This is a genomic window from Pseudomonas sp. B21-041 (genome assembly GCF_024748675.1).
In the GTDB taxonomy this organism is placed as follows: domain Bacteria; phylum Pseudomonadota; class Gammaproteobacteria; order Pseudomonadales; family Pseudomonadaceae; genus Aquipseudomonas; species Aquipseudomonas neuropathica.
The window spans coordinates 4,119,480-4,145,225 of sequence record NZ_CP087175.1 but is presented as its reverse complement, the minus strand read 5'-3'; the positions used below and the strand labels follow the sequence as shown (position 1 = coordinate 4,145,225).

The window sequence follows — 25,746 nt, the reverse complement described above, 5'->3', positions numbered from 1 at the left end:
CAAATGCGACTCCAGGCGCAAATGATAGGTTTTCTCAGTAACGTTTTGCAATCAGTTTGTCATCACCCTCTCAAAACACACATCACCTGTAGGAGCTGCCGCAGGCTGCGATCTTTTGATCTTGTTTTTTAAAATCAAAAGATCGCAGCCTGCGGCAGCTCCTACACGGATTGTGTATGGTGGTTTGGGCTTAACGGACTGGATAAAGCTTCATGCACAACTTTCAATTACCGATCACGCTCGCCGTACTGCTGGTGCTCGCCGGTTGCGCGGGGCAACGCAGTACCGAGCCGGTGCCCCGTGCGCCTGCTGAAGTGAAGGCCGAGATCGTGCGGCTGATGCCGGCCAAGACTGCCGATCGCCAAGGCTGGGCCACCGATATCTACGCCGCGTTTGCCGCGCAGAACATCAGCCCGACCACGCAAAATCTTTGCTCGGTGCTGGCCGTGGCCGAGCAGGAATCGACCTTCCAGGCCGACCCCACGGTGCCAGGCCTGGGCAAAATCGCTCGCGACGAAATCGACCGTCGCGCCGCCAAAGTGCACATCCCCAGCTTGTTGGTCAGCGGCGCGCTGCAAGTGCGCTCAACCAACGGCAGGACCTACAGCGAACGCTTGAATACGGCGCGCAGTGAGAAAGAACTCAGTGGTATTTTCGACGACTTCATCGGCCGGGTGCCGATGGGCCGTACGCTGTTCGGCGGTTTTAACCCGGTGCACACCGGCGGGCCGATGCAGGTCAGCATCGAATTTGCCGAACAGCACGCCAAGGATTATCCGTATCCGGTTGACGGCACGATCCGCCGTGAAGTGTTCAGCCGCCGTGGTGGCATGTATTTCGGCATCGCACATTTGCTCGGTTATCCGGTGAGTTATCGCGAGCCGCTGTATCGGTTTGCCGATTTCAACGCCGGTTGGTACGCCAGTCGCAATGCCGCGTTTCAGAATGCGGTGAGCCGCGCTTCGGGCATCCCGCTGGCGCTCGATGGCGACCTGATCCGCTACGACTCGATCATGCCCGGCGGCACGGAACTGGCGGTGCGCACCCTCGGCAAGTCGCTGGGCATGCGCAACCCGACGATTCGCGACCAATTGGAGGAGGGCAAAACCCTGGAATTCGAAGAGACCAAGCTCTATCAGCGAGTGTTCGAACTGGCGGAGCAAGCGGAGGGGAAAAAGCTGCCGCGCGCGGTGTTGCCGGGGATCGTGCTGCAGAGCCCGAAGATCACCCGCAAACTCACCACAGCTTGGTTCGCCAAGCGCGTGGACGAGCGCTACAAGCGCTGCATGGCCAAGGCCGGATAAATCAGGCAGACATAAAAAACCCGGCCAAGGGAGCCGGGTTTCTCTGGGTTGTTGCGCTTACAGCCAATCATCAGGCAACGCGACGTTCGATCAGACGATCCGAGCCACCTTCGGCAACGCGACGTTCGATCAGACGATCCGAACCACCTTCGGCAACGCGACGTTCCAGCAGACGATCAGCGCCACCTTCAGCAACGCGACGTTCGATCAGACGATCCGAACCACCTTCAGCGACGCGACGTTCGATCAGACGATCCGAACCACCTTCGGCGACGCGACGTTCGATCAGACGATCCGAACCACCTTCAGCGACGCGACGTTCCAGCAGACGATCAGCGCCACCTTCAGCAACGCGACGTTCGATCAGACGATCCGAACCACCTTCAGCCACACGGCTTTCGATCAGTTTGTCCGAGCCGCCTTCGGCGATCATGGTGTGGGCCGGGGTAGCGGCGAAAGCGTTGATAGCGAAGACCGAGAAAGCGATACCGAGAAGAGTTTGGCGTTTCATGATGGTGTGCTCCGGGGTGTTGTTGGTTGGTATGGAGCAGATGTTACGCCCGGGATTTTTTATGAGAACTTCATTGCCGTGATGGTGAACATCGATGCCGATGATGGTTGCCGGAACCCGCAGATCAGAGCCTCACAGCACCTTCACCGCACGCCCGATCGCCTGAATCGGCCCGGTCGGTTTGCCGATCGGCGAGCCATTGGCGCCCTCAAGTGTCAGCTCGAATAGCTGATTGGGTTGCAGCGGCGGTAACTTGTCCAGCGGCACCGACAAGGCCTGCCCGGGTTTGACCAGCCCCAGCGAAACCGGCCCCTGCCAGCCGTCAGCCTTGGTCCAGAATTCCAGAGCCTTGTCGGCTGGTACCTCAACCACGCCGAGCGGGATCAGTTGAATTTCATGCGAATTGCTCGCCTGAATCACCCAGCCCGGGGCTTTGTCCTGCGGCGCAACCAGCACCACCAGATAGCTGGGTTTCGGCGTGGTCTGGGTCAGCAGGATAGAACCCAGAATCAACGTCGCGGCCAAACCGGCTGCGCTCAACCCACGCCAGAGCGGCAGCAGGTTCCACCATGAAGTTGAAGGTGCTTGCCGCGCCAGTCGCCCGATACTGCGCTCGATGCGTTGCCACAACTGCGCCGAGGGTTGCTGCGGCTCCGCGAGATCCGTCAGCTCCAGCAGACGCCGCTCCCAGGCGTCTACCGCTGCGCGCAATTGCGGATCATTCGGCAAACGCCGTTGCACCTCGCTGCGCTGTTCGAACGACAGCGTGCCGAGCACATATTCGCCGGCCAGTTCATCCCGTTCTTGCGCTGATTCGCTGGTCATCCCATGCACTCCCGCAAGGCATTGAGGCTGCGCTTGATCCACGCTTTGACGGTGCCCAGCGGCGTGTCGAGGCGCGCGGCAATTTGCGCGTGGCTGTAGCCGTCGACGTAAGCATGCAGGACGCAACTGCGCCGTTGTGGCTCCAGCTGTTCAAGGCAATGGTAGATGCGCGCCGAATGCGCGTGGGCGTCGAAGCTGGCATCGTCCGCAGCGGTTTCGTGGGCCTCGCTGAACGGCGTTTCCCGGCCGTGATCACGCAGCAGATTCAGCGCCAGATGCCGGGTCACGCTGAACATCCAGCCACGCGCCGAACCGCGCGCCGGGTCAAACCCCACCGCGCCGTTCCAGATCTTGATGAAGGCCTCATGAACAATGTCCTCCGCCAGCGCCGTATCGCGCACCAGGCGCTTGGCCACGCCGAGCAGACGCGGGCCTTCCTGCACATACAAATCGCGCAGGGCCGCACGCTCGCCACGGGCACAGGCAGCGAGATGGGCTTCGTAATCGAAAACGGATTCGGCTAAAGGCATGTCGTGCAATCTAGCTCACATTCCGTAAACATCCAGAACACATAATTCCCCTTGTAGGAGTGAGCCTGCTCGCGATAGCGGTGTATCAGCAGCATATTCTTCACTGATACACCGCTATCGCGAGCAGGCTCACTCCTACAGGGGATTTGTGGTGTTCCGGAGATCAGTTCGCCGCCCAGAAAATGTAATCAGCCTGGTACTTCACCACTTCCTGCTTGCCCTTGTTCGCCGTCGTGCATTCACTGCCCGGTGCCACGCCGCCCTTGAGCGCGACACGCTGGATGTAACTCACGCCGCTCATCGCGCCTTTACCCTCGGCGGGGTTGGCCTTGACCAGTTGATAGGGCAGGTTGCCCGGAGTCGACGGCGCCACGGCCAGTTGCGTGCCGGTGACTTTCGAACCGTCCTTGGCCTGCCAGGTCGCTGGCGGGCCGAAGTAGGTGCCGACCTGCTTGCCGCTGCGATCATTGAGCACCGCTTTCGGACCGACAAACGTCCACTCGGTCTGCCCGGCCGCGTTGGGCTTGTCGCGGCACTCGTAGGTGATCTCGCCGACGCCGGTGGTTTCCATCGCAATCTTGTGGCCGTCCGGCACTTTGATCGCGTCGGGGTAACTGCTTTGGGCGAAGGTTGTCGAGGACAGGGCGAGCAAACCGGTGAGGCCAATCAGCTGGGTGATGTTCATCAGTGTTATCTCCGAAAGGGGTAGACCGCTGACAGCCGAAGAGGGCTGTTACAGGGACTACCCGTGACGGAGGCGTTTGGATGCAGTGCCTGAAAAATATTTTTTGGATCACTTCTATACCTGTGGGAGCTGGCTTGCCAGCGATAGCGGTGGGTCAGCGAAGGGGATGTCGACTGACCCGGCGCCATCGCTGGCAAGCCAGCTCCCACAGGGTTTTGTGTCGGGCTTGAGGCCGGAGGCTTTCAGGAGTTCCTGGGTATAAGGGTGTTTGGGTGCGGCGAAAATCTCGCGTGAAGAACCCTGCTCAACCACCTTGCCATCCTTGATCACCATCAAGTCATGCGCCAGCGCATGTACCACCGCCAGATCATGGCTGATGAACAAATAGGTCAGCCCATGCCTGATCTGCAATTGCCGCAACAACTCCACCACCTGTTTCTGCACCGTGCGATCCAGCGCCGAGGTCGGCTCATCGAGCAGAATAAGCGCCGGCTCCAGCACCAGTGCGCGGGCGATGGAGATGCGCTGGCGCTGGCCACCGGAAAACTCGTGGGGATAACGATGGCGGCTCTGCGGATCGAGGCCGACTTCCTCCAGCACCCGGATCACCGCCGCTTCCCGCTCAGCCTCAGTGCCGATACCGTGAGTCAGCAAGCCTTCGGCAATAATCTGCTGCACTGACATCCGTGGGCTGAGGCTGCCGAACGGGTCCTGGAACACCACTTGAATCTGCCGCCGCAACGGCCGCATCAAACGTTGATTGAGCAAGCTCAGTTGCTTGTTACCAAAACGGATATTGCCCTCGGACTCGACCAACCGCAGGATCGCCTGACCCAGCGTCGATTTACCCGAACCCGACTCACCGACAATCCCCAAAGTCTTGCCGCGTTGCAGGGTGAAACTCACGCCGTCCACGGCTTTGATGTAATCCTGCTGGCGACTGAACAACGCCTTGGGCAATGGAAACCACACCTTCAAATCATCGACTTCGAGCAGGTTGTGGTCGTACTCACTGGGCACCGGCGCACCGCTCGGTTCGGCCTCGATCAACAACCGACTGTAAGGATGCTGCGGCGCGCGAAACAGCGCCTCGCAATCCGCCTGCTCGACGATTTCACCATGGCGCATCACGCATACCCGTTGCGCGATGCGCCGTACCAGATTGAGGTCGTGACTGATCAGCAACAGCGACATGCCGAGGCGTTGCTGCAACTCGATCAACAACTCAAGAATCTTCTGCTGCACCGTGACGTCGAGCGCCGTGGTCGGCTCGTCAGCGATCAACAATTCCGGCTCATTCGCCAGCGCCATCGCAATCATCACCCGTTGCCGTTGACCACCGGAAAGTTGATGCGGATAGGCTTTCAAGCGCTGCACCGGCTGGCGAATGCCGACCAGTTCCAACAGCTCCAACGTCCGTTCACGGGCAGCGCGGCCCTTGAGGCCTTTGTGAATCTCCAGTACTTCGCTGATTTGCTTTTCCACCGTGTGCAGCGGGTTCAGCGAGGTCATCGGCTCCTGGAAAATCATCGCAATGCGGTTGCCGCGCAGGCCGCGCATCTGCTGCTCGCTGGCGTGCAATAAGTCCACGCCGTTGTAGCGGATCGCGCCGCTGCTGCTGACGTTCTTGCCCGGCAACAAACGCAGGATCGAATGCGCGGTCACCGACTTGCCTGAGCCGGACTCTCCGACCAGTGCCAGGCACTCGCCGCGGCGGATATCCAGGTTCAAACCGTGCACCACTTCTTGTCCGGCGAATGCGACGCGCAGATCGCGAATTTCAATCAGGTTGTCGTTCATGTCAGCTCCGGGGATCAAATGCATCACGGCAAGCCTCACCGATGAAAACCAACAACGACAAAATCAGCGCCAAAGCAAAAAACGCCGTTAGCCCCAGCCATGGCGCTTGCAGATTGCGCTTGGCCTGTCCGATCAATTCGCCCAGCGACGCGGTGCCGGCCGGCATGCCGAAGCCGAGAAAATCCAGCGCAGTCAGGGTGGCGATGGCGCCGGTGAGAATGAACGGCAGGTAGGTGAGGGTGGAGGTCATCGCGTTGGGCAGGATGTGCCGGCACATCAGCTCGTTGTCGGTCAGGCCCAGCGCTCGCGCGGCTTTGACGTATTCCAGATTGCGTCCACGCAGAAACTCGGCGCGCACCACGTCGACCAGTGCCAGCCAGGAAAACAGCGCCATGATCCCCAGCAACCACCAGAAACTCGGCGAGACGAAGCCGGACAAAATGATCAGCAGGTACAGCACCGGCAACCCCGACCAGATCTCCAGCACCCGTTGCCCGAGCAAGTCGACCCAGCCACCGTAATAACCCTGCAACGCCCCGGCGACGATGCCGATCAATGCACTGATGCCGGTGAGAATCAGCGCAAACAGAATCGATATTCGCGTGCCGAAAATCACCCGCGCCAACACATCCCGCGCCTGATCATCGGTGCCCAGCCAGTTGCTCGATGACGGCGGACTCGGCGCCGGTTCGCTGAGGTCGTAATTGACCGTGTCGTAACTGAACGGGATCGGCGGAAACAGCATCCAGCCGCCCTGATCCTCGATCAGTTTGTGCACGTAGCTGCTGGCGTAATCCGGCTGAAACGGCAGCTCGCCGCCGAAATCGGTTTCCAGGTAATCGCTGAGGATCGGGAAGTAAAAAGCGTCGTGATAACGGATCACCAACGGCTTGTCGTTGGCGATCAACTCACCGCCCAGACAAATCAGGCACAGACCGATAAACAGCCACAACGACCAGCGCCCACGTCGATTGGCCTTGAACTGCGCAACGCGACGTTGACCAAGGGGAGAAAGAGTGAACATCAGGCAGTCCTCGCCGAAAAGTCGATGCGCGGGTCGAGCAGGGTGTAGCAGAGGTCGCCGATCAGCTTGATCAACAGGCCGAACAGGGTGAACAGGAACAACGCACCGAACACCACCGGATAGTCGCGCGACACCGCCGCTTCGTAGCTCATGCGCCCGAGGCCGTCGAGGTTGAAGATGGTTTCGATCAGCAGGGAGCCGGCGAAAAACACCTCGATCAGTGCTGACGGCACTCCGGCCACCACCAACAACATCGCATTGCGAAACACGTGGCCATAGAGCACGCGACGCTCAGTCAGACCCTTGGCCCGCGCGGTGATCACGTACTGGCGGCTGATTTCGTTGAGGAAGCTGTTCTTTGTCAGGATCGTCAACGTGGCGAAGCCGCCAATCACCAGCGCCGTCACCGGCAACACCAGGTGCCAAAGGTAGTCGCCGACCTTGCCCATCGTGCTGAGGCTGTCGAAGTTATCCGAGACCAGCCCCTGCACCGGAAACCAGTTGACGTAGCTGCCACCGGCAAACACCACGATCAACAGAATCGCGAACAGGAACGCCGGCATCGCGTAGCCGATGATGATCGCCGTGCTGCTCCAGACATCAAACGCGCTGCCGTTCTTGATCGCTTTGCGAATGCCCAGCGGAATGGAAATCAGGTAAGTGATCAACGTCGCCCATAGACCCAGCGACAGCGACACCGGCAACTTCTGCACGATCAGATCAGTAACCTTGGCGCCGCGAAAAAAACTGCTACCCAGATCCAGCTGCGCGTAGTTTTTCAGCATCAACCACAGGCGTTCGTGCATCGGCTTGTCGAAGCCGTAATGGTGTTTGATCTCCTCGATCAACGCCGGATCGAGGCCACGGCTGCTGCGGCCCGCGCCGCCAACCGCAGTAACCTCGCCACCACCGCCCACGCTGTGCCCGCCGAAGCCTTGCAAGCGGGCGATGGCTTGCTCCACCGGCCCACCTGGCGCGGCCTGCACAATCAGAAAATTCACCACCAGAATGCACAGCAGCGTCGGGATGATCAGCAGCAATCGTCGGCTCAGATAACGCAGCATGTCACTGGCCCCCCGCGAGTTGAGAGTGCATCTGCTGGGTGGTCAGCGCCTTGGCCGCTACCTCCCACCAGGTGTTGAGGCCTTCGTCATACGCCGGTTGCACGGGTGGCATGCCGAAGCGGTTCTGATACACCGTCGGTGTGCCTTTGGAGTAGTAGTTGGGAATCATGTAGTAACCCCATTGCAGCACCCGATCGAGGGCGCGGGCGTAATGCACCATGGCTTCGCGGCTGTTGGCCTGGACCAGTCCGTCAATCAGTTGATCGACCGCCGGATTGGCCAGCACCATCGAGTTCGAACTGCCGACTTGCGTGGCGCTTTGCGAGGCGTACAGGCTGTACAACTCGCGGCCGGGAGAGACGATCGGATCGCCGCTGCGCGGGAAAGCGACGACGATCATGTCGTAGTCGCGGGCGTTGAGGCGGTTGATGTATTGCGCCGAATCGATCCGGCGCAGATTGAGCGTAATGCCGATCTGCGCGAGGGTGCGTTTGAACGGCAGCAACATGCGATCGAAGCCGCCCTGACCGTCGAGGAAAGTGAACTCCAGCGGCTCACCCGCAGCGTTGACCAGACGATTGTGTTGCGGCGTCCAGCCGGCCTCGGCGAGCAGCTTCAGCGCTTGCAGTTGTTTGTCGCGGATGTAGCCACTGCCATCGGTTTTCGGTGCCTGGTACACCGTGGTGAAAACCTCGTCGGGAATCTGCCCACGCAGCGGTTCGAGGATCTTCAATTCTTCGGCATCAGGTAGCGCGGTGGCGGCCATTTCACTCTTCGGCCAGAAGCTGTTCTGGCGCACGTAGAAGCCGCGCATCATCTGTTTGTTGGTCCACTCGAAATCCCACAGCAGGCTGATCGCCTGACGCACGCGGCGATCCTTGAAGAACGGGTTCTGCAGGTTGAACACGAAGCCCTGAGCGGCGGTGGGTTTGTCCGGGGCGAGGATCGACTGTTGCAAACGACCGTCGCGCAATGCCGGGCTGTCATAGCCGACCACATAACCGGACGAGGAGAACTCGCGGTTGTAGTCGAACGCGCCGGCCTGCAGCAGTTGCCGGGCGACGTCGGTGTCACCGTAGAAATTCACCGTGAGCGTGTCGAAGTTGTACATGCCGCGACTGACCGGCAAGTCCTTGCCCCACCAGTCCGGATCACGTTCGAAACTGATACTGCGCCCGGCGTCGACCTTGCTCACCCGGTACGGGCCGCTGCCCAGCGGTGGCTCGAAACCGCCGCCATTGGCGAAGTCGCGGGTTTTCCACCAGTGTTCGGGGACCACGCGCATCGTCGCCAGATCCAGTGCGAGGGTGCGGTTGAGGTTGTTCTTGAAGGTGAAGCGCACCTGTCGTGGGCCTTCGATCAGCACGTCTTGCACATCGGCGTATTGCTGGCGATAACTCAGGCTGCCCTTGGTCATCAACAGGTTGAAGGTGTAGCGCACGTCTTCAGCGGTGATCGGCGTGCCGTCGGCGAAACGTGCTTGTGGATTGAGGGTGAAGCGCACCCAGAGTCCATCGGGGTCGCGCTCGATCTGCTGCGCGACCAGTGCATAAACGGTGTACGGCTCGTCCAGCGAACGAAACGCCAATGGCGAATACACCCAGTCGTTGACCTGCACCACGGAAATGCCCTGATCGGCATACGGGCTGATGTAGTTGTATTGGCCGATCTCCATCGACGCACGGCTGAGCGAACCGCCCTTGGGCGCCTTGGGATCGACGAAATCGAAATGCTCGAAGTTCGCCGGATACTTCGGCGCTTCGCCGTACACCGTCAGCGCATAGCTGCCGCCGGCCAGCGCCGAAGTGCCGGTGCACAGCAGCGCACTGCCCAAAAGCAGGCCAGCCATGTTGCGCAAAAAACTCATGCAATCACTCCTCAATTCCTGAATGCACACAGATCAAAACTGTAGGAGTGAGCCTGCTCGCGATGAGGCCAAGTCAGACCCTGCAAGGTTGACTGAAAAAACGCTATCGCGAGCAGGCTCACTCCTACAGGAGTTGCGGTGCTCTTGGTTAGAAGTGGTACGTCATGCGCGCAAACAAAGTACGGCCCAGCGGGTCGGTGTAGCGCGGGTCATAGCCGCTCTGGAAGTTGTAGGCCTGGTTGGAAAACGGCGGGTTGCGGTCGAACACATTCTTCATCCCGGCATCGACATCCAGCACCTTGTTGAAGGTGTAACCGGCCGACAGATCCCAGACCGAATACGACGCCACGCGCGCGTGGGTGTCGCGGTCGTAGTCGTTGTAACCCGTGGTGAAACGGTTGGTCAGTGCTGCCCGCGCCGCGCCGAAGGTCCAGCTGCCGGTGAGGTTGTGCTTCCAGCGTGCGATCACGCCGTCACCCTGAAAGTCGCCGACCTTGTCGGTAAACGGGCCTTTGATGGTGCTCTGGAAGTCGTACTCGTCAACATAAGTGCCTTGCAGCCCCAGACCGAACTGACCGTACGGCGTGTTCGGGAAGCGATAGTCCAGCGACACATCGACACCGTTGGTTTCCACGATGCCGAGGTTGGCGTTGCCGGTGACGATGTAGTTGAGCGTGCCATCGGCGTTGCGCACGAAGCGATCCGGGTAAGAGCCGGCCTGATCAAACACGGTGGATTCCGGGAACGGCTGGATCTGGTTGGAGATGTGGATCCACCAGAAATCCAGACCTACCGAGAGGTTGTTGATCGGCTGATAGACGAAGCCGAGGGTCACGTTACGCGCCTTTTCCGGGGCCAGGTCTTCGTTGCCGCCGATCTGGTTGAGGAACTGCTGACCGCAATCGCGGCCGCCGTTGCCGCCTGGTTGCACTACGCCGCCGGTACACAGCACCGGGTCGTTGTAGTAGCCCTGGGTGAAGGTGATGCTGCGCGGCGAATACAACTCATACAGCGACGGCGCACGGAAGCCTTCGCTGTAGGCGCCACGTACCACCAGCTCTTTCAACGGTTGATAACGGAACGAATATTTCGGGTTGGTGGTGCTGCCGAAGTCGCTGTATTTGTCGTGACGCACGGCGGCGGACAGTTCGAGGCTGTCGAGCACCGGCACGTTGATTTCCGCGTAGGCGGCTTTCACGCTGCGGTCGCCTTCGACGCTGCCGGCCGGGTCGATGCCGAGGCTCTGGATGTCGCCGGCGAACGACTCGAAATCCTGATGGAATTTCTCTTTGCGGTACTCGCCACCCAGGGCCAGACCGGACGGACCTGCGCCGAACCAGTCGCCGATTTCACGACTGATACGACCATCGAAACCGGCTACACGGCCCACAGCAGTGGAGTAGGCACCGTGGTAGGCCGCGTTGTCGATGTACTGCTGACCGGCGGCGGACTGCGGGCCGAACGGGTTGAGCAAACCACTGGCCAGACCATTGATCATCGCCTGGTCGCTGACAAAGCCATTGGTGACGCTGGAGACGATTTTGTTCTGGTTGTACGAGGCGCCGACGTTGTAATCCCAGCCGGCGACCAGACCATCGAAACTGAGCAGGAAGCGCTGGCTGGTGTTCTGGTCTTTCGATTCACGCGGGCCGGCAGCGGTTTCACGCCAGTTGACGTCCACCGGTTGGGTCGGGTCGAGGGCGAAATCGGTTGGCGCCGGGGTGATGCCGTTGCCGGGATAGTAGGGCGACGAGGAATCGAGGCTCAGACCGGTCAACGGCGCAGGGCCGATCGCCGTGGCGTTGTTGTTGCGCGACCAGAAGTATTCGAGGTTGACGTTGTGGTCGTCGCCGAGTTTGCCGGTGGTTTTGCCGAAGAACGAGGTCTTCTCGGTTTGCGGCACCAGGTCGATGTATTCGCGGGTGCTGAAGCGGCACAAACCGTCGCGGGCGATCAGGTTGGGGCCGTTGCAATTGCTGTTGGCCAACGGGTTGGTGGCGTTGCCATTCTGACTGTAGTTGCCGGGGAACGCGGTGCCGGAGGTCTGATCGAGGCCGCGACCGGGGGCGTAGTCGGTGGCGAAGGAGCGGTCGTTGGCGTCGAGGTTCTGCTGCTTGTTGTAGTTGAACACGCCGAGGACGTTGAAACGGTCTTCTTCCAGATCGCCGTAGCCCCAACTGGCGCTCATGTCTTTGGTTGCACCGCCGCCGCTGTGGGTCGGGGTTTCGCCGCCGAGGGTCAATTGGCCGTCGGTCAGGGATTTCTTGGTGATGAAGTTGATCACGCCGCCGATGGCGTCGGTGCCGTACAGGGCCGAGGCGCCGTCGCGCAGCACTTCCACACGTTCGATGGCGGCAAACGGGATCATGTTCAGATCCACCGCGCCGCCGGCCGAGTTGGTCCCCGACAAGGCGTTGTTGGCCAGGCGTCGACCGTTGAGCAGCACCAGCGTCTTGTTTGCGCCGATGCCGCGCATGTCGGCGAATGAGGCGCCGCCAGTGGCTGCGCCCACGGAGCCGGCGCTGTTGTTGATCGACTGGCTGCCGGTGATGCGCTGCACCAGTTCGGCGGTGGTGGTCACGCCCTGTTTGCGCAGCTCATCGGCCTTGAGAATGGTGATCGGCACCGCCGTTTCCGCATCGACCCGGCGAATCGCCGAACCGGTCACTTCCACCCGTTGCAGTTGCGTGGTCGGCGCAACCACCGCCGCAGCTGCCGGGACGTTAGCGTTGTCGTCCTCGGCCGCCTGCACAGTCCCGGCGCCCATCCCCATGGCCACCAGATACAACGGAACAAAACGGTGGCGAGAAATCGTTGCCACCAATGGTTTGAGCGTGAAGCGTGGAGTGTTCATCAGCATGGTTATTTCCGACTTTTTAGACGTTATCGAATTGGCCTTGTGAGCCCCTCATTGCTCCGCTATCGGTGATACCGCGTGCGGAAAACCACTTTCTTCAAGCAAGCCGATCCCCTCCGAAGACGCGTGGCGTTTTTTCGGTCGGCCGTTTACGACGGGATTCGGTCAGCGGTGCCGGACGCGTGTTTTCAGTACGCGGCCGGCACCGCACTCAGTGGGTGGTCATCACCGATATTTTGGTAATGCCCGAGCGTTCGATAGACGCCATGGCCTTGGCCACCTGGCCGTAATTGACAGCGGAGTCGGCCTGCAACTGCACGCGCACTTCGCTGTCCTTGGCCTTGACCTCTTTGAGGCTGGCTTCCAGTGATTCCGGGGCCAGCTCGGTCTTGGCCAGATAGAACTTGCCGTCCTGATCGACGCTGACCACCACCGGATCCTTCTTCTCGGCGGGGGCGACGGCGTCGGTTTTCGGCAGGTTCACTTTGATCGCGTTGGTCATCAGCGGCGCGGTGACGATGAACACCACCAGCAGCACGAGCATCACATCGACCAGTGGCGTGACGTTCATTTCGCTGAGCACTTCATCGCTGTCTTGAGTGGAAAAGGACATCAGCTGGCCTCCCGCACGGCGGCCGTGGTTTTGCTGGCGATGGCCTGACGGCTGATGGAAAACGCACTGCGCGAGGCGAGGGCGTCGAAGTCGTGGGCGAAGTCATCCATGTCTGCCGAGGCGAGTTTCAAACGGCGCAGGAAGAAGTTGTAAATCAGTACCGCCGGTACGGCGACAGCGATACCGACGCCGGTGGCGATCAACGCGTGACCGATGGGACCGGCGACCGCTTCAAGGCTGGCCGAGCCTGTTTCGCCGATGCTTTTCAGCGCTTCCATGATTCCCCACACGGTGCCGAACAAACCAATGAACGGCGCGGTGCTGCCAATACTGGCGAGGATCGCCTGACCGTTTTCCAGGGAGCGACGTTCCTTCTGGATCTGCTGGCGCAGGTTGCGTTCCAGGCGATCCGAACGGTTGATGGTGTGCGCCAATTGCTGGGTGGTACGCGGCGAATCTTCCACCAGCAGCGCTTCGAAACCGCTGCTGGCGATACGCGCCAGCGCGCCCGGATACTGGCTTGCGTGTTCGGCGGCGGTGAGCAGATCCGGCGCGCCCCAGAAGGCTTTGCTGAATTGTTTGTTCTGCGCTTTCTGCCGCAGGTACTGCGCCGACTTGACCAGCAGGATCGCCCAGCTGACCACGGAAAACAGCACCAGACCCCAGAGCACGCCGGGGACAATCATCGAAGACAAATCGTTCATGGTGACACCTCGCTTGCGTTATTCGGTTGTGCGTTGATTGAGCGTTCGGTTATTGCGGCAATTTGAAATCGATGGTCTGGGTGGCGAAGCCGTCAATCGGCGTGTCACCGCGTTTGGCCGGAATGAATTTCCAGTTCTTCACGGCGGCAACAGCAGCGTCATCCAGTTGCGGTTTGCCGCTGGATTTGGTCACCGTCACCGAACCGGCGCGGCCGTTGGCGAGTACCTGAATGCGCAGTACCACGCTGCCTTCCCAGTTGCGCCGCAGTGCCAGCGACGGGTATTCCGGCGGCGGATTGCCAAGGCTGGCGAGACCGGAAATCGCTGCCGACTCCTTGACCGGACCCGGCGCGGCGGCAGGAGCCGGTGGCGCGCTCGGGGTGGCCGAGGCAGCAGGAGCCGCCGGTTGTGCCGGCGCCGGTGGCGCTTTCGGTGGCTCGACCTTTTTCACCGGTTTCGGCTTCTCGACCGGTTTCGGTTTTTCGATCGGCTTGGGTTTCTCCACCGGTTTCGGCGGTGGTTTGACCGCATCCTCGTCTTCCACCGGTTGTTCCGGTTCCGGCGGCGGTGGCGGAGGAGGCGGTGGTGGCGGTTCCGGTGTGGGCGGTGCCGGTGGCGTCGGGCTGGTCAGCTCGACGGTCATTTCCGGAATCTGCGGTGGCGTTGGCAATGGCTCTGTTTTGGATTGCTGGAGAAACCACCAGGCGCCGCCATGTATCAGTGCCGACACAGCGACCAGCAACACCATCTGCTGTTTATTCAGACCGCCGGGTTGCGAAGTGTTGGCTTTAAACGCCGGCCTGCCCGGAGGCGGCGGAATTGGCGCTTCCCGCAACGACCCCGGCAGGGTTCTGTGCTTTACCGCATCGTTCATTAAAGCTCCCTCGGGTTGATGAAGGGCAATAAGGTGCCGTCCGAACATCCAGGAGATGTTCGAGTGGGTGGGTGCAACTTTCTTCAAGGTGAGCAGAAGCCGATAGTTGAACTATCCGGTTAACAAGGCTTGTGCAAACTTACTGGCTTGGCGTCATCGACTTCGAGTGTTCATTAGCCATTCCCTGGTTGTTCTTCTATTACGTAAGACAACGGTCGGTGTCTCATGCTTGTTACACATAGCAACCGCTGTGCCACATATTGCTGAAATGTAGAGTGCGTATTTCATGAGTGTTACCCATGTCGCATTTATATAAGTTTTACCCTTGTCGGGGTTTTTCCATGGCGCGCAGATTGCCGTTACTCCGGTCGAGGGAGCTTTTTCACAGGCGAGTCAGGCTGTGCGCCATATCACGCTGATCGGCGGGATAGAGCGGCGGCCTGGCTTGCGGCCAGGGCACTTGCTGGTGCGCGGCGGACCGAATTGGTGCGGGTCAATGTTTTAGCGGCTCACGGGGCATGTTCCTTGTTGTTGGTTAAATGAAATCACTGTTTGAAGTATTGAATAGTTCAAACCCGTGGAGCAGTTTTGGTGCACTTGCAATAGCGTTGAAAGTTATTGTTCGACAATCCTGCTATCGTTCAATGCGCACTGCGTTTGCGTAGTAAATGTCCGAGTCTTATTTAAAAAATAAATAGCACGCTGCCGTCGGCCAATAACTCATTGCCGAACGCAGTGCGCTGTCGAAGTGTCAGGTAATAAAGTAAGTGTGAAGGCAGCCGGGACTGTTCGGATGAACTCGGCGGCGAACGGATAAATGCAAAGAGGCTGTGATGCGGCAGAGCGTTTGAAGATTCACGCGGTGAACTCCTGTTGCCAGCTCGGATACGCGAACTTTTGGTTCGGTATCGCACCTTACAAGAACGCGGATAACGTTCGATGATTGCTCTTGGTGCGGGATGGGCACCGCAAGCGCTGTTTTGCGAGGTTTGAATTCGCAAGTCGCGAGTGCATGGGAAAACCGTGCCAAAGCCGATACACAGGCAGATTATTTCTACATCCACGCTACAGCCATCTACCCTGTGGCAATGGTCTTTTCGGGGGGATTGGATATGTACCAGCTCTATGGGCACAGAAATTCAGGCGCGGCGGCCATCGAAGCGGCGCTGGAGCTGTGCCAGATCGCTTACCGTTTCATTGATGTCGAAGCCAGCACCGAAGCTGCCGAGGCGTTGGCGCAGCTCAATCCGCTCAAGCAGATACCGACCTTGCAACTGCCCGATGGCGGCGCCATCACCGAGAGCGCGGCGATCCTGATTCACTTGGGGCTGACGTTTCCCAAGTCCGCTTTGCTGCCTGCCAAAGCAGAGGATCGTGATCAGGCGATTCGCGGTCTGGTCTACATCGTCAGCAACTGCTACGCGGCGATCGGCGTCATCGATTATCCGGAGCGCTGGCTGCTGATGCCCGACGAAGCCTCGCGGCAGAATCTGGTCGCCGGCGCGCGCGAGCGTTTGCACTGGAGTTGGGAGGTGTTTGCCGACCAGTTTTCCGCCGAGCTGTATCTGGATGACGAAACGCCGGGGGCGTTAGATGTGCTGGCGGCGGTGGTGACACGCTGGGCGGGCAGTCGCGAGCATTTGCGCCAGACGCGACCGGGGTTTTATGCGTGGCTGCAGCGGATTGACCGGCATCCGGTGCTGGCACCGGTCTTCGCCCGGCATTGGCCGTCCTGACCGACGATGATCGTTCCCACGCGGAGCGTGGGAACGATCATGAGGAGGACGGGGATTATTCCCCGCGGATGTACTGCTCCAGTTGCTTGATCAGCTCTGCCTGTTCGGCAATCGCTTCCTTGACCAGGTCACCGATCGACAGCAAGCCGATCAACTTGCCGTTCTCCACCACTGGCAAGTGCCGCAGGCGTTTGTCCGACATGATGCCCAGGCAGGTGTCGACAGTTTGGTGGGTGTCGACGGTGATCACGTTCGCCACCATGATGTCGCGCACCGGCGTGCCCACGGATGAGCGGCCATGCAGCACCAGTTTGCGTGCGTAATCGCGTTCACTGATGATGCCGACCACCTTATCGTCTTCGACCACCAGCAAGGCGCCGACGTTTTTCTCGGCCATCTTCATCAGCGCTTCGAGCACCATGTGATCAGGCTTGATCTGGTGCACTTCCTGATTTTTCTGATCTTTGAGCTTGAGCAGTTGGGCGACGGTCTTCATGGTGGTTACTCAGGTGTTGTCGTTGTTCTCCAAGCATCGTAGACGCAAGCGCGCAGGGCAAGGTGGCAAAGCGGCAGATAACACGCAAAAAACGTCATTCGCCGGTTTTTTCCGTGGTTGACGCCGATTTATCGCCAGGGTCATCCCACGCAATGCCGCGTAGAATGCCCCTCTGATTCAATTCCTGAGGTTGCAGTGGTGGATTTACCGCAGGGCTTCGTCCTGACCCGGCATTGGCGCGATACCCCGGCCGGCACCGAAGTCGAGTTCTGGCTGGCGACTGACGCCGGGCCCCGTCGTGTGCGTTTGCCGCATCAGCCGTCGGTGGCGTTTATCCCCGCTGAGCAGCGCGAAGCGGCCGAACGCCTGCTGCATGGCGAGAAGAATGTCGAACTGCGCCTGCTGGCCCTGCAGGATTTCGAGCATCGCCCGGTGCTCGGTCTGTATTGCCAGCAACACGGCCAATTGATGCGCCTGGAAACCGCGCTCAACCGCAATGGGGTCGACGTCTACGAAGCCGATGTACGCCCGCCGGAACGCTACCTGATGGAGCGCTTCATCACTGCGCCGGTGCAGTTCAGCGGCACGCCCGATGCCGACGGCGTGTTGCTCAACGCCCAGCTCAAACCTGACCCCGATTACCGACCGAAGCTGCGCCTGGTCTCGCTGGACATCGAGACTACAGAAACCGGCGAGCTGTACTCCATCGCGCTCGAAGGCTGTGGCGAGCGTCAGGTGTACATGCTTGGCGCGCCGAATGGCGACGACAGCATCGTCGATTTCGACCTCGAATACTGCGACTCGCGCACCATCATTCTGAAGAAGCTCAACGACTGGTTCGCCCGCCACGATCCCGACGCGATCATTGGCTGGAACGTTGTGCAGTTCGATTTGCGCATCCTCCACGAACACGCACGGCGCCTCGGCGTGCCGCTGAAGATCGGCCGTGGCGGCGAAGAGATGCAATGGCGCGAACATGGCAGCCGTAATCACTACTTCGCCTCGGCGGCGGGGCGGCTGATCATCGATGGCATCGAGTCGCTGCGTTCAGCGACCTGGAGCTTCCCGTCGTTCAGTCTGGAAAACGTCGCGCAGACCCTGCTCGGCGAAGGCAAGTCCATCGACAACCCGTACCAGCGCATGGACGAAATCAACCGCATGTTCGCCGAGGACAAACCGGCGCTGGCCAAGTACAACCTCAAGGACTGCGAACTGGTCACGCGGATCTTCGCCAAGACTGAATTGCTGACCTTTTTGCTCGAACGCGCCAGCGTCACCGGGCTGCCGGCCGATCGCAGCGGCGGCTCGGTGGCGGCGTTCACGCATCTGTACATGCCGTTGATGCATCGTCAGGGGTTTGTCGCGCCGAACCTCGGCACCAATCCCCCGCAGGCCAGCCCCGGCGGCTTCGTCATGGACTCACAACCGGGCCTGTATGAATCGGTGCTGGTGCTCGATTACAAGAGCCTGTATCCGTCGATCATACGCACCTTTCTGATCGACCCGGTGGGCCTGATCGAAGGCCTGCAACACCCGGATGACGCCGATTCCGTGCCGGGTTTCCGTGGCGCGCGTTTCTCGCGTACTCGCCATTGCCTGCCAGCGATCGTCTCACGTGTCGCCGAGGGGCGTGAGACCGCCAAGCGTGAGCACAACGCACCGTTGTCGCAAGCGCTGAAAATCATCATGAACGCCTTCTACGGCGTGCTCGGCTCCAGCGGTTGTCGCTTCTTCGATACGCGGCTGGCTTCATCGATCACCTTGCGTGGTCACGAGATCATGCTGCGCACGCGCAAGTTGATTGAAGAGCAGGGCCACGCGGTGATTTACGGCGACACCGATTCGACCTTCGTCTGGCTGCGTCGTCCGCACGGGCAGGAAGAGGCGGCGAACATCGGTCATGCACTGGTCAAGCACGTCAACGATTGGTGGCGCGAACATGTGCGGGAGGAGTACGGACTGGAAAGCGCCCTCGAACTGCAATTCGAAATTCACTACAAACGCTTCCTGATGCCGACCATTCGCGGTGCCGAGGAGGGCAGCAAGAAACGCTACGCCGGCCTCGTCACCCGCGCCGACGGCAGCGATGAAATGGTCTACAAAGGTCTGGAAACCGTGCGCACCGATTGGTCGCTGCTGGCCCGGCAATTTCAGCAGGAACTCTACGAGCGGATTTTCCAGCGCAAGCCCTATCAGGATTACGTGCGCGACTATGTGCGCAAAACCCTTGCCGGCGAATTCGATGATCGGCTGGTGTACCGCAAACGCCTGCGCCGCACCCTCGACGATTACGAACGCAACGTACCGCCGCATGTGCGTGCGGCGCGGCTGGCCGACGACTACAACGCCCAGCACGGGCGCCCACGGCAATACCAGAACGGCGGCTGGATCAGCTACGTCATCACCCTGGCCGGCCCGGAGCCTTTGGAAGTGCGCCGCGCCGCCATCGACTACGACCACTACATCACACGGCAACTGCAACCGGTGGCGGATGCGATTCTGCCGTTTGTCGACGACGATTTCTCAACCCTGATCGGGGGGCAACTGGGCCTGTTTTGAGTCGAGCAATTGCAGCGTCCATTCATCGAGAATGCCGTGAAAATAGCGCTCCAGCGCTTGAGTGAACACGCTGTCTTCAGCGGCAAACTGGGCGAACAGGGTCATCGAGGAATGAAACTTCAGGTCATCGGGATGGCCGAAAATCTCCGCGATCGAGCGCTGTTTCACCTTCAGCACTAACTGCGTGCAGGTACGCAGGCGCGCGCCGAGCAGCTCGTGGGCCAGATAGGCCCGGGCTTCCTCGGCTGAACCGATGGCGAAGCGCCGGGACATTTCACTGCCGCCCAGGCCGGCGAACTGCGGAAAGACAAACCACATCCAGTGGCTGCGTTTGCGGCCCTCATCAAGTTCGCGTTGCACGCGCTCGAACACCGGGTCCTGGGCCTGGACAAAACGTTGCAGGTTGAACGGGTCATACTGATCTGTGCTTCTCATCGCGAAGCCCTCGCCAGTCGGCGGCTCAGACCATGGCCAGCCGCTGCTTGCGTTGTGGCGCTTTAAAAACCTGGTCCAGCGCCGCCAGATCCCCGGCCTCCAGTTGCAGTTGCGCGGCTTGTGCATTGAATTGCACGTGTTCCGGTCGCACAGCCTTGGGAATCGCAATCACACCATCCTGACGCAGAATCCACGCCAGCGAAACCTGTGCGGGGGTTACGCCATGACGAGCGGCAATCTCATTCAGCAGCGGTTCAGCCAGCATCGCGCCGCCTTGGCCAATCGGGCAGTAAGCCATCAGCGGCATGCGCTGGTGTTGGCACCACGGCAGCAGATCGAATTCAATACCGCGCTCTTCGAGGTTGTAGAGCACCTGATTGGTCGCGCAGACCGAACTGGAGAGTTCTTCGAGATCGTCGACATCGAAATTCGACACGCCCCAACGGCCGATCTTGCCGTCCTCGCACAGGCGTTCAAAGGCTTCGACGGTTTCTTCCAGCGGATACTGGCCGCGCCAATGCAACAGATAGAGGTCGATGTAATCGGTGTCGAGCCGCCGCAGACTGCGCTCGCAGGCCTGCGGGATGCCTTTGCGGCTGGCGTTGTGCGGGTAGACCTTGCTCACCAGAAACACCTGATCGCGCAGACCGGCAATGGCTTCGCCAACCACGCTTTCGGCGCCGCCCTCGGCGTACATTTCCGCCGTGTCGATCAGGGTCATGCCCAGCTCGATCCCCGTGCGCAGCGCCGCCACTTCACGCTTGTGCGCCGAGCGGTCTTCACCCATGCGCCAGGTGCCTTGGCCAATGATTGGAACCTGGACGCCGGCCAGTTCGAGGGTACGCATGCAAACCTCCTTGCTGAATGTGTCGATACCTTTTAGTGGGCAGCAGGATAGACCAGATCGTTCCCACGCTCTGCGTGGGAATGCAGCCCGGGACGCTCCGCGTCCCTTCGCGAGCTGGAACGCGGAGCGTCCCTTGAGGCATTCCTTTGCTGCGCGTGGGAACGATCAGGTACGGCGGGGCGAGTTATTTTGCGGAGAACTTCAACACCACGCTGTGGCTGTAAGCCTGCCCCGGATCAAGCCGAGTACTCGGGAAGTCCGGTTGATTCGGTGAATCCGGATAGTGCTGAGTCTCCAGGGTAAACGCGCCCCAGTGCGGATAGACCTTGCCACCCTTGCCCTTGACGGTGCCGTCGAGGAAGTTGCTGGTATAGAACTGCACACCCGGCTCCGTGGTGAACAACTGCAGCACACGACCGGACTGCGGGTCACTCACCTCAGTAGCAACTTTGCCGATATCGCCCTTGGTATCCAGCGCCCAGTTGAAATCAAACCCACCCTGTTTCGGCTCAGCGAATTTTAGCTGCGGATGATCCGCTTTGATGTGCGTGCCGATCTCCGTCGGTTTGCTGAAGTCCATCGGCGTGCCCGCCACGGGTGCCAGTTCGCCGGTCGGGATCAGTTTGGCGGTGACCGGGGTGTAATGGCTGGCGTGCAGGGTGGCGACCTGTTTGAGGATGTCGCCATTGCCGGCGCCGGCGAGGTTGAAATAGCTGTGGTTGGTCAGGTTGAGCACGGTCGGTTTGTCGGTGCTGGCCTTGTAGTCGATGCGCAGCTCGTTGTTGTCGGTGAGGCGATAGGTCACCTCGGTGGTGAGGTTGCCGGGGAAACCCATTTCGCCGTCCGCCGACAGATAGGTCAGGGTCACGCCGACGGAGTCCTTGTCCTTGGTTTCCTGGGCTTTCCAGACTTTCTTGTCGAAGCCCTGCGGGCCGCCGTGCAGCGCGTTGGTCTTATCGTTCTGCGGCACTTGATAGCGCTTGCCGTCGAGTTCGAAGGCACCTTCGGCGAGGCGATTGCCGAAGCGGCCGATGGTTGCGCCGAAGTAGGCGGTGCCTTTCTGGTAACCCTGGACATCATCGAAGCCGAGCACGACGTCGTCGAACTTGCCGTGCTTGTCGGCGACTTTCAGCGATTGCAGGGTCGCGCCGTAGGTGATGACGGTGGCTTGCATGCCGTGGCTGTTGCGCAGGATGTATTGCTCGACGGGCGTGCCGTCATTGGTTTTGCCGAAAGCTTTGTGTTCGGCGCTGAGGCCGGCCGCGTTGGCGGAGAGGGTGGCGATCATCAGGGACAGTCCGAGGCCGGAGAGCAGGTGACGGGATTGAAGCATGGTTGACCTTCCTTTTTGTTGTTGTTTTCAAAATGGCGCCGATGCCGTGTAGGAGCTGCCGAAGGCTGCGATCTTTTGATCTTGCTTCTAAACCCCAACGTCAAAAGATCGCAGCCTTCGGCAGCTCCTACAGGATAACTAGTCATGCTATTTGTGTGTGCAGTGAAGATTTATAGTTGATTGATCGTTTATTTCAACAATAAAGACAGACTAATTGGTTGGGCAGACATTGCCGAAGGTCGGCTGGTCGTGCGCACCACTGCACTTTTTCGCAATCGGCGGCTCTATCCATGGCCAGGATGCGGTGACTCCCGCCGCACAGGAATGTGCCTGTTCGAGATTTCATGCCGAGAGCTTTTGCCCTGATCGCCGCTTTTTTCCGCCGCCCGTGCCTGTTGCTGGCCTGTTTGTCGTCGCTGCTGTTCAGCGGTTGCAGTCACCAGGACGGCAATGGTTTCTTCAATCAGATGCGTGAAGGGAAGCCGCAGGAGTTCCTGCAGACCAGCGTCGACCGCATGGCCACGTTGGCGATGCGCGACAACCTCAGCAGCCTCTATCGCTTGCAAGCCAAGCTGTACCTGCGCAACCCGGACGAGCTGCGCAAGTCAGGGTTTCTCAACATCCATGCCGCTGTGAAGCAGGTGCGGATGGCCGTGGAGCAGCAACAGCCGTTGCCGGTGCTTGGCGGTCGAAAAGATTTGGCGGCGCTCAGCTATGCGATGAGTCCGGAGTTTCTCGGCGACCGTGTCGGCGCGTTCATCTATGCCATCGGCAGCATGCTGGTCACCGCCCATGGCAATCGCACTGAGTTCTACATGACCGATGCGATCAACCCGACGTTCGTTCACAACGCTGCACGCAATATCGAAAAAGCCACGTGGATCTTGTCCCAGCGGCAGAACAAGGAAGGGCAGCCGCTGCTGTTTTCCAATGAGATCTCGGAGGAGGGCAGCAACCTGAGCTTCGCCACCGAGTTCGGCAAAATCGTCGCGCGGCTGGACCTGATCACGCAGATGCTTGATGAGCGTTATCGGCGGATCGGCCTTAACTACGCGCAGAGTTTGTTGTTCCTGAATTTCTTGCCGGTGCAGTGAGTTCGGTTGGGGCGGTGATCATCAATGCAGCACAAAACCTGTGGGAGCTGGCTTGCCAGCGATGGCGGTGGGTCAGGCAAAACTATGTTGCCTGGCCTGGCCTCATCGCTGGCAAGCCAGCTCCCACAAGTTTTTGTGGTGGGCAGAGATCCAATGTGGGAGCGAGCCTGCTCGCGAAAGCGTTCCTTCAGGCGCTGAAGAGTTGACTGGTCCACCTCATTCGCGAGCAGGCTCGCTCCCACATTGATCAAATGGTGCGCCTATTTTTTGTATACAATCCGACGCCGCTATTGATCAAAATGGAGCCGCTCCCGTCATGACCGACCCTGCAAGCGCCGATTTCAGCCGCGTCGACCGCACCGCCCGTGCGGACAAACTACCCTATGCCGCGTTGCTGGCGTTCGCCATGACCGGGTTCATCGCCATTCTCACCGAGACCCTGCCCGCCGGGCTGCTGCCGCAAATCGGCGCCGGGCTCAACGTCAGTGAAGTACTCGCCGGGCAACTGGTGACGCTGTATGCACTGGGTTCGATTGTCGCGGCGATTCCGCTGACCGTCGCCACACGCGGCTGGCCGCGACGCCGGGTTTTATTGATGACGGTCGGCGGGTTTCTGCTGTTCAACACCGTCACCACGTTCTCCAGCCATTACGGTCTGACCTTGGCTTCGCGGTTTCTCGCCGGGATGGCGGCGGGGCTGTCGTGGGGGATCATGGCTGGGTATGCGCGCGGCATTGTGCCGGTGCATCAACAGGGTCGAGCACTGGCGATTGCCATGCTTGGCACCCCGGTGGCGCTGTCACTGGGCACGCCGGCGGGGACGTGGCTGGGCAATTTGATCGGCTGGCGTGCGTCGTTCGGGATCATGTCGGCGCTGGCTCTGGTGCTGGCCGCGTGGATCGTGATCGCCGTGCCGGATCGTCCGGGGCAGGCCAGTGACGAGCGTCTGCCGCTGCTCGAATCGATGCGCCTGCCGGGCGTGCGGCCCGTGTTGTTTGTGGTGCTGACGTGGATGCTCGGGCACAACATTCTCTACACCTACATTGCACCGTTTCTGATGCAGGCCGGGCTCGCCGATCGGGTCGATTTGGTGCTGCTGGTATTTGGCCTGTGTTCGCTGGTGGGGATCTGGATCATCGGCATGCTGGTGGATCGCTGGCTGCGCTGGCTGACGTTGATCAGCCTTGCGGTGTTTGCGCTGACGGCGCTGGTTCTGGCGTTGGCAGCGTCGTCGCCGCTGATCATTTATGCCTGCATGGCGGTGTGGGGATTGTCGTTTGGCGGTTCGGCCACGTTGCTGCTGACCTCGGCGGCGGACTCGGCAGGTGATCACGTCGATGTGGTGCAGGCGATGCTCACCACCTCTTGGAACGTGGCGATTGCCGGGGGCGGGTTGTTTGGCGGGTTGTTGCTGGATCGGGCGGGGGCGATGTCGTTTCCGTGGGCGTTGCTGATTCTGTCGCTGATTGCGCTGGCCACGGTGTGGGCCAACAAAAACCACAGCTTCAAACCTGGCCGAAGGGTGCACTGATCTAAGGCTCACCAAAAATCCCCTGTAGGAGTGAGCCTGCTCGCGATAGCGGTCTATCAGTGACGAACTCAGTGACTGAAACACCGCTATCGCGAGCAGGCTCACTCCTACAGTAAAGCGATGGTGAGGTCGATATGGCATAACGATAGACCGCATCGATATATGTGGTTATAAGAAAAATCGCTATGCTGCGGGCCAGATTTTTCCTGTCGTTTTTCTGGACGGTTTAATGGAATTGGCAAATTTCGGCCTGGTGATTGCCGGGCTGGTGGTGGGTTTTATTGTCGGCATGACCGGTGTCGGCGGTGGTTCGTTGATGACGCCGATCCTGCTGTGGTTCGGCATCAACCCGGCAACGGCGGTGGGCACTGACCTGCTGTACGCCGCCATTACCAAATCCAGTGGCGTACTCGTCCATCGCAAAAACAAGAACATCGACTGGGCCATCACCGGTTGGCTGACCCTCGGCAGCGTGCCGGCGGTGGCTATGACCTTGTGGTTCCTCAGCACCCTGCACACCGCGCCGGACGCGATGAACGCCATCATCAAACAGGCATTGGGCTTCGTCCTGTTCGCCACGGCGCTGGCGATCTTCTTCAAGAAACGCTTGCTCGACTTCGCCCACAAACGCGCCGGCGGCAACTACAACCCGAGCGGTTCACGCCTGAACGTGATGACTGTGATCACCGGTCTGATCCTCGGCACCATGGTCGCCCTGACCTCGATCGGTGCCGGCGCCCTCGGCACTGTCGCGCTGTTCATCCTCTATCCGCTGCTGCCGACCCGGCGTCTGGTCGGCACCGAAATCGCCCACGCCGTGCCGCTGACCCTGGTCGCAGGCCTCGGCCACGCGAGCATGGGCAACATGGATTGGGGCGTGCTGGGCTTTTTGCTGGTGGGTTCTCTGCCAGGCATCTGGCTCGGCAGCCACCTGACCGGACGCATCTCCGATGAAGTGCTGCGCCCGTGCCTGGCGACGATGCTGGTGCTGATCGGCTACAAACTGGCGTTCTGATCTGGCCCCGCCAAATACGGTCTCATGTAGGAGCTGCCGCAG

22 protein-coding genes are annotated in these 25,746 nt (G+C 60.1%); 6 read left to right on the top strand and 16 right to left on the bottom strand.

The features are described from left to right. Positions 1–212: 212 nt before the first annotated feature. On the top strand, positions 213–1,304 hold the full coding sequence (locus LOY43_RS18265; protein WP_095051009.1) for a DUF1615 domain-containing protein: 1,092 nt from the start codon (positions 213–215) through the stop codon (positions 1,302–1,304). A gap of 70 nt (positions 1,305–1,374) precedes the next feature. Here the strand turns inward: LOY43_RS18265 and LOY43_RS18260 are convergent, their stop codons facing one another. From LOY43_RS18260 to LOY43_RS18205, 12 genes are all read right to left on the bottom strand, one after another. Continuing rightward, positions 1,375–1,815 (bottom strand): phage infection protein, encoded by a 441-nt coding sequence (locus LOY43_RS18260; protein WP_258708505.1) that lies wholly within the window; start codon positions 1,813–1,815, stop codon positions 1,375–1,377. A gap of 132 nt (positions 1,816–1,947) precedes the next feature. Further along, positions 1,948–2,640, bottom strand: a complete 693-nt coding sequence (locus tag LOY43_RS18255) for an anti-sigma factor domain-containing protein (RefSeq protein ID WP_220556536.1) — start codon at positions 2,638–2,640, stop codon at positions 1,948–1,950. Further along, positions 2,637–3,170: a sigma-70 family RNA polymerase sigma factor gene (locus LOY43_RS18250; protein WP_258708504.1), complete on the bottom strand. Its 534-nt coding sequence runs from the start codon at positions 3,168–3,170 to the stop codon at positions 2,637–2,639. The genes LOY43_RS18255 and LOY43_RS18250 overlap by 4 nt, the downstream gene beginning before the upstream one ends. Positions 3,171–3,333: 163 nt before the next feature. Then, a complete protein-coding gene (locus LOY43_RS18245; RefSeq protein ID WP_093433916.1) occupies positions 3,334–3,855 on the bottom strand; it encodes a DUF3455 domain-containing protein in 522 nt (173 codons plus the stop codon). 114 nt (positions 3,856–3,969) lie between these two features. After that, complete coding sequence (locus LOY43_RS18240) at positions 3,970–5,655, bottom strand: ABC transporter ATP-binding protein (protein WP_258708503.1); 1,686 nt, start codon at positions 5,653–5,655, stop codon at positions 3,970–3,972. Position 5,656: 1 nt separating this feature from the next. Then, a complete protein-coding gene (locus LOY43_RS18235; RefSeq protein WP_077573741.1) occupies positions 5,657–6,679 on the bottom strand; it encodes an ABC transporter permease in 1,023 nt (340 codons plus the stop codon). Beyond that, complete coding sequence (locus LOY43_RS18230) at positions 6,679–7,743, bottom strand: microcin C ABC transporter permease YejB (protein ID WP_258708502.1); 1,065 nt, start codon at positions 7,741–7,743, stop codon at positions 6,679–6,681. Before LOY43_RS18230 ends, LOY43_RS18235 begins: the two co-directional genes overlap by 1 nt. A gap of 1 nt (position 7,744) precedes the next feature. Further along, entirely contained in the window at positions 7,745–9,610 is a 1,866-nt protein-coding gene (locus LOY43_RS18225) for an extracellular solute-binding protein (protein ID WP_095051015.1), read from the bottom strand. A gap of 148 nt (positions 9,611–9,758) precedes the next feature. Then, positions 9,759–12,470 carry a TonB-dependent receptor gene (locus tag LOY43_RS18220; RefSeq protein ID WP_176471234.1) on the bottom strand — a complete coding sequence of 904 codons (2,712 nt, stop codon included), beginning with the start codon at positions 12,468–12,470 and terminating at the stop codon, positions 9,759–9,761. 208 nt (positions 12,471–12,678) lie between these two features. Beyond that, entirely contained in the window at positions 12,679–13,080 is a 402-nt protein-coding gene (locus tag LOY43_RS18215) for a biopolymer transporter ExbD (RefSeq protein WP_093433931.1), read from the bottom strand. Then, positions 13,080–13,766 carry a MotA/TolQ/ExbB proton channel family protein gene (locus LOY43_RS18210; protein WP_371857721.1) on the bottom strand — a complete coding sequence of 229 codons (687 nt, stop codon included), beginning with the start codon at positions 13,764–13,766 and terminating at the stop codon, positions 13,080–13,082. The genes LOY43_RS18215 and LOY43_RS18210 overlap by 1 nt, the downstream gene beginning before the upstream one ends. Positions 13,767–13,833: 67 nt before the next feature. Further along, positions 13,834–14,658, bottom strand: a complete 825-nt coding sequence (locus LOY43_RS18205; RefSeq protein WP_258708501.1) for an energy transducer TonB — start codon at positions 14,656–14,658, stop codon at positions 13,834–13,836. 1,112 nt (positions 14,659–15,770) lie between these two features. Between LOY43_RS18205 and LOY43_RS18200 the strand changes: the two genes are divergently transcribed. Further along, positions 15,771–16,394, top strand: coding sequence for a glutathione S-transferase (locus LOY43_RS18200; RefSeq protein ID WP_095051018.1), 624 nt, complete (start codon positions 15,771–15,773; stop codon positions 16,392–16,394). Positions 16,395–16,449: 55 nt separating this feature from the next. Here the strand turns inward: LOY43_RS18200 and LOY43_RS18195 are convergent, their stop codons facing one another. Continuing rightward, positions 16,450–16,890, bottom strand: a complete 441-nt coding sequence (locus tag LOY43_RS18195) for a CBS domain-containing protein (protein ID WP_008084932.1) — start codon at positions 16,888–16,890, stop codon at positions 16,450–16,452. 198 nt (positions 16,891–17,088) lie between these two features. On the opposite strand from LOY43_RS18195, the gene LOY43_RS18190 reads away from it, so the two are divergent. Beyond that, positions 17,089–19,449, top strand: a complete 2,361-nt coding sequence (locus tag LOY43_RS18190; RefSeq protein ID WP_177409298.1) for a DNA polymerase II — start codon at positions 17,089–17,091, stop codon at positions 19,447–19,449. On the opposite strand, the gene LOY43_RS18185 is transcribed toward LOY43_RS18190, so the two are convergent. The 3 genes from LOY43_RS18185 to LOY43_RS18175 all read right to left on the bottom strand — a co-directional run bounded on the left by LOY43_RS18185 (position 19,414) and on the right by LOY43_RS18175 (position 22,064). After that, positions 19,414–19,884 carry a DUF1810 domain-containing protein gene (locus LOY43_RS18185; protein ID WP_095051020.1) on the bottom strand — a complete coding sequence of 157 codons (471 nt, stop codon included), beginning with the start codon at positions 19,882–19,884 and terminating at the stop codon, positions 19,414–19,416. The genes LOY43_RS18190 and LOY43_RS18185 overlap by 36 nt on opposite strands. 25 nt (positions 19,885–19,909) lie before the next feature. After that, positions 19,910–20,731 (bottom strand): aldo/keto reductase, encoded by an 822-nt coding sequence (locus tag LOY43_RS18180; protein WP_258708500.1) that lies wholly within the window; start codon positions 20,729–20,731, stop codon positions 19,910–19,912. Between the two features lie 184 nt (positions 20,732–20,915). Next, positions 20,916–22,064, bottom strand: a complete 1,149-nt coding sequence (locus LOY43_RS18175; protein WP_095051022.1) for an aldose epimerase family protein — start codon at positions 22,062–22,064, stop codon at positions 20,916–20,918. 344 nt (positions 22,065–22,408) lie between these two features. Between LOY43_RS18175 and LOY43_RS18170 the strand changes: the two genes are divergently transcribed. From LOY43_RS18170 to LOY43_RS18160, 3 genes are all read left to right on the top strand, one after another. Then, a complete protein-coding gene (locus tag LOY43_RS18170) occupies positions 22,409–23,158 on the top strand; it encodes a hypothetical protein (protein WP_095051023.1) in 750 nt (249 codons plus the stop codon). A gap of 316 nt (positions 23,159–23,474) precedes the next feature. Then, positions 23,475–24,689 (top strand): MFS transporter, encoded by a 1,215-nt coding sequence (locus tag LOY43_RS18165; protein WP_258708499.1) that lies wholly within the window; start codon positions 23,475–23,477, stop codon positions 24,687–24,689. A gap of 229 nt (positions 24,690–24,918) precedes the next feature. Continuing rightward, on the top strand, positions 24,919–25,704 hold the full coding sequence (locus LOY43_RS18160; protein ID WP_034154648.1) for a sulfite exporter TauE/SafE family protein: 786 nt from the start codon (positions 24,919–24,921) through the stop codon (positions 25,702–25,704). Positions 25,705–25,746 lie beyond the last annotated feature (42 nt).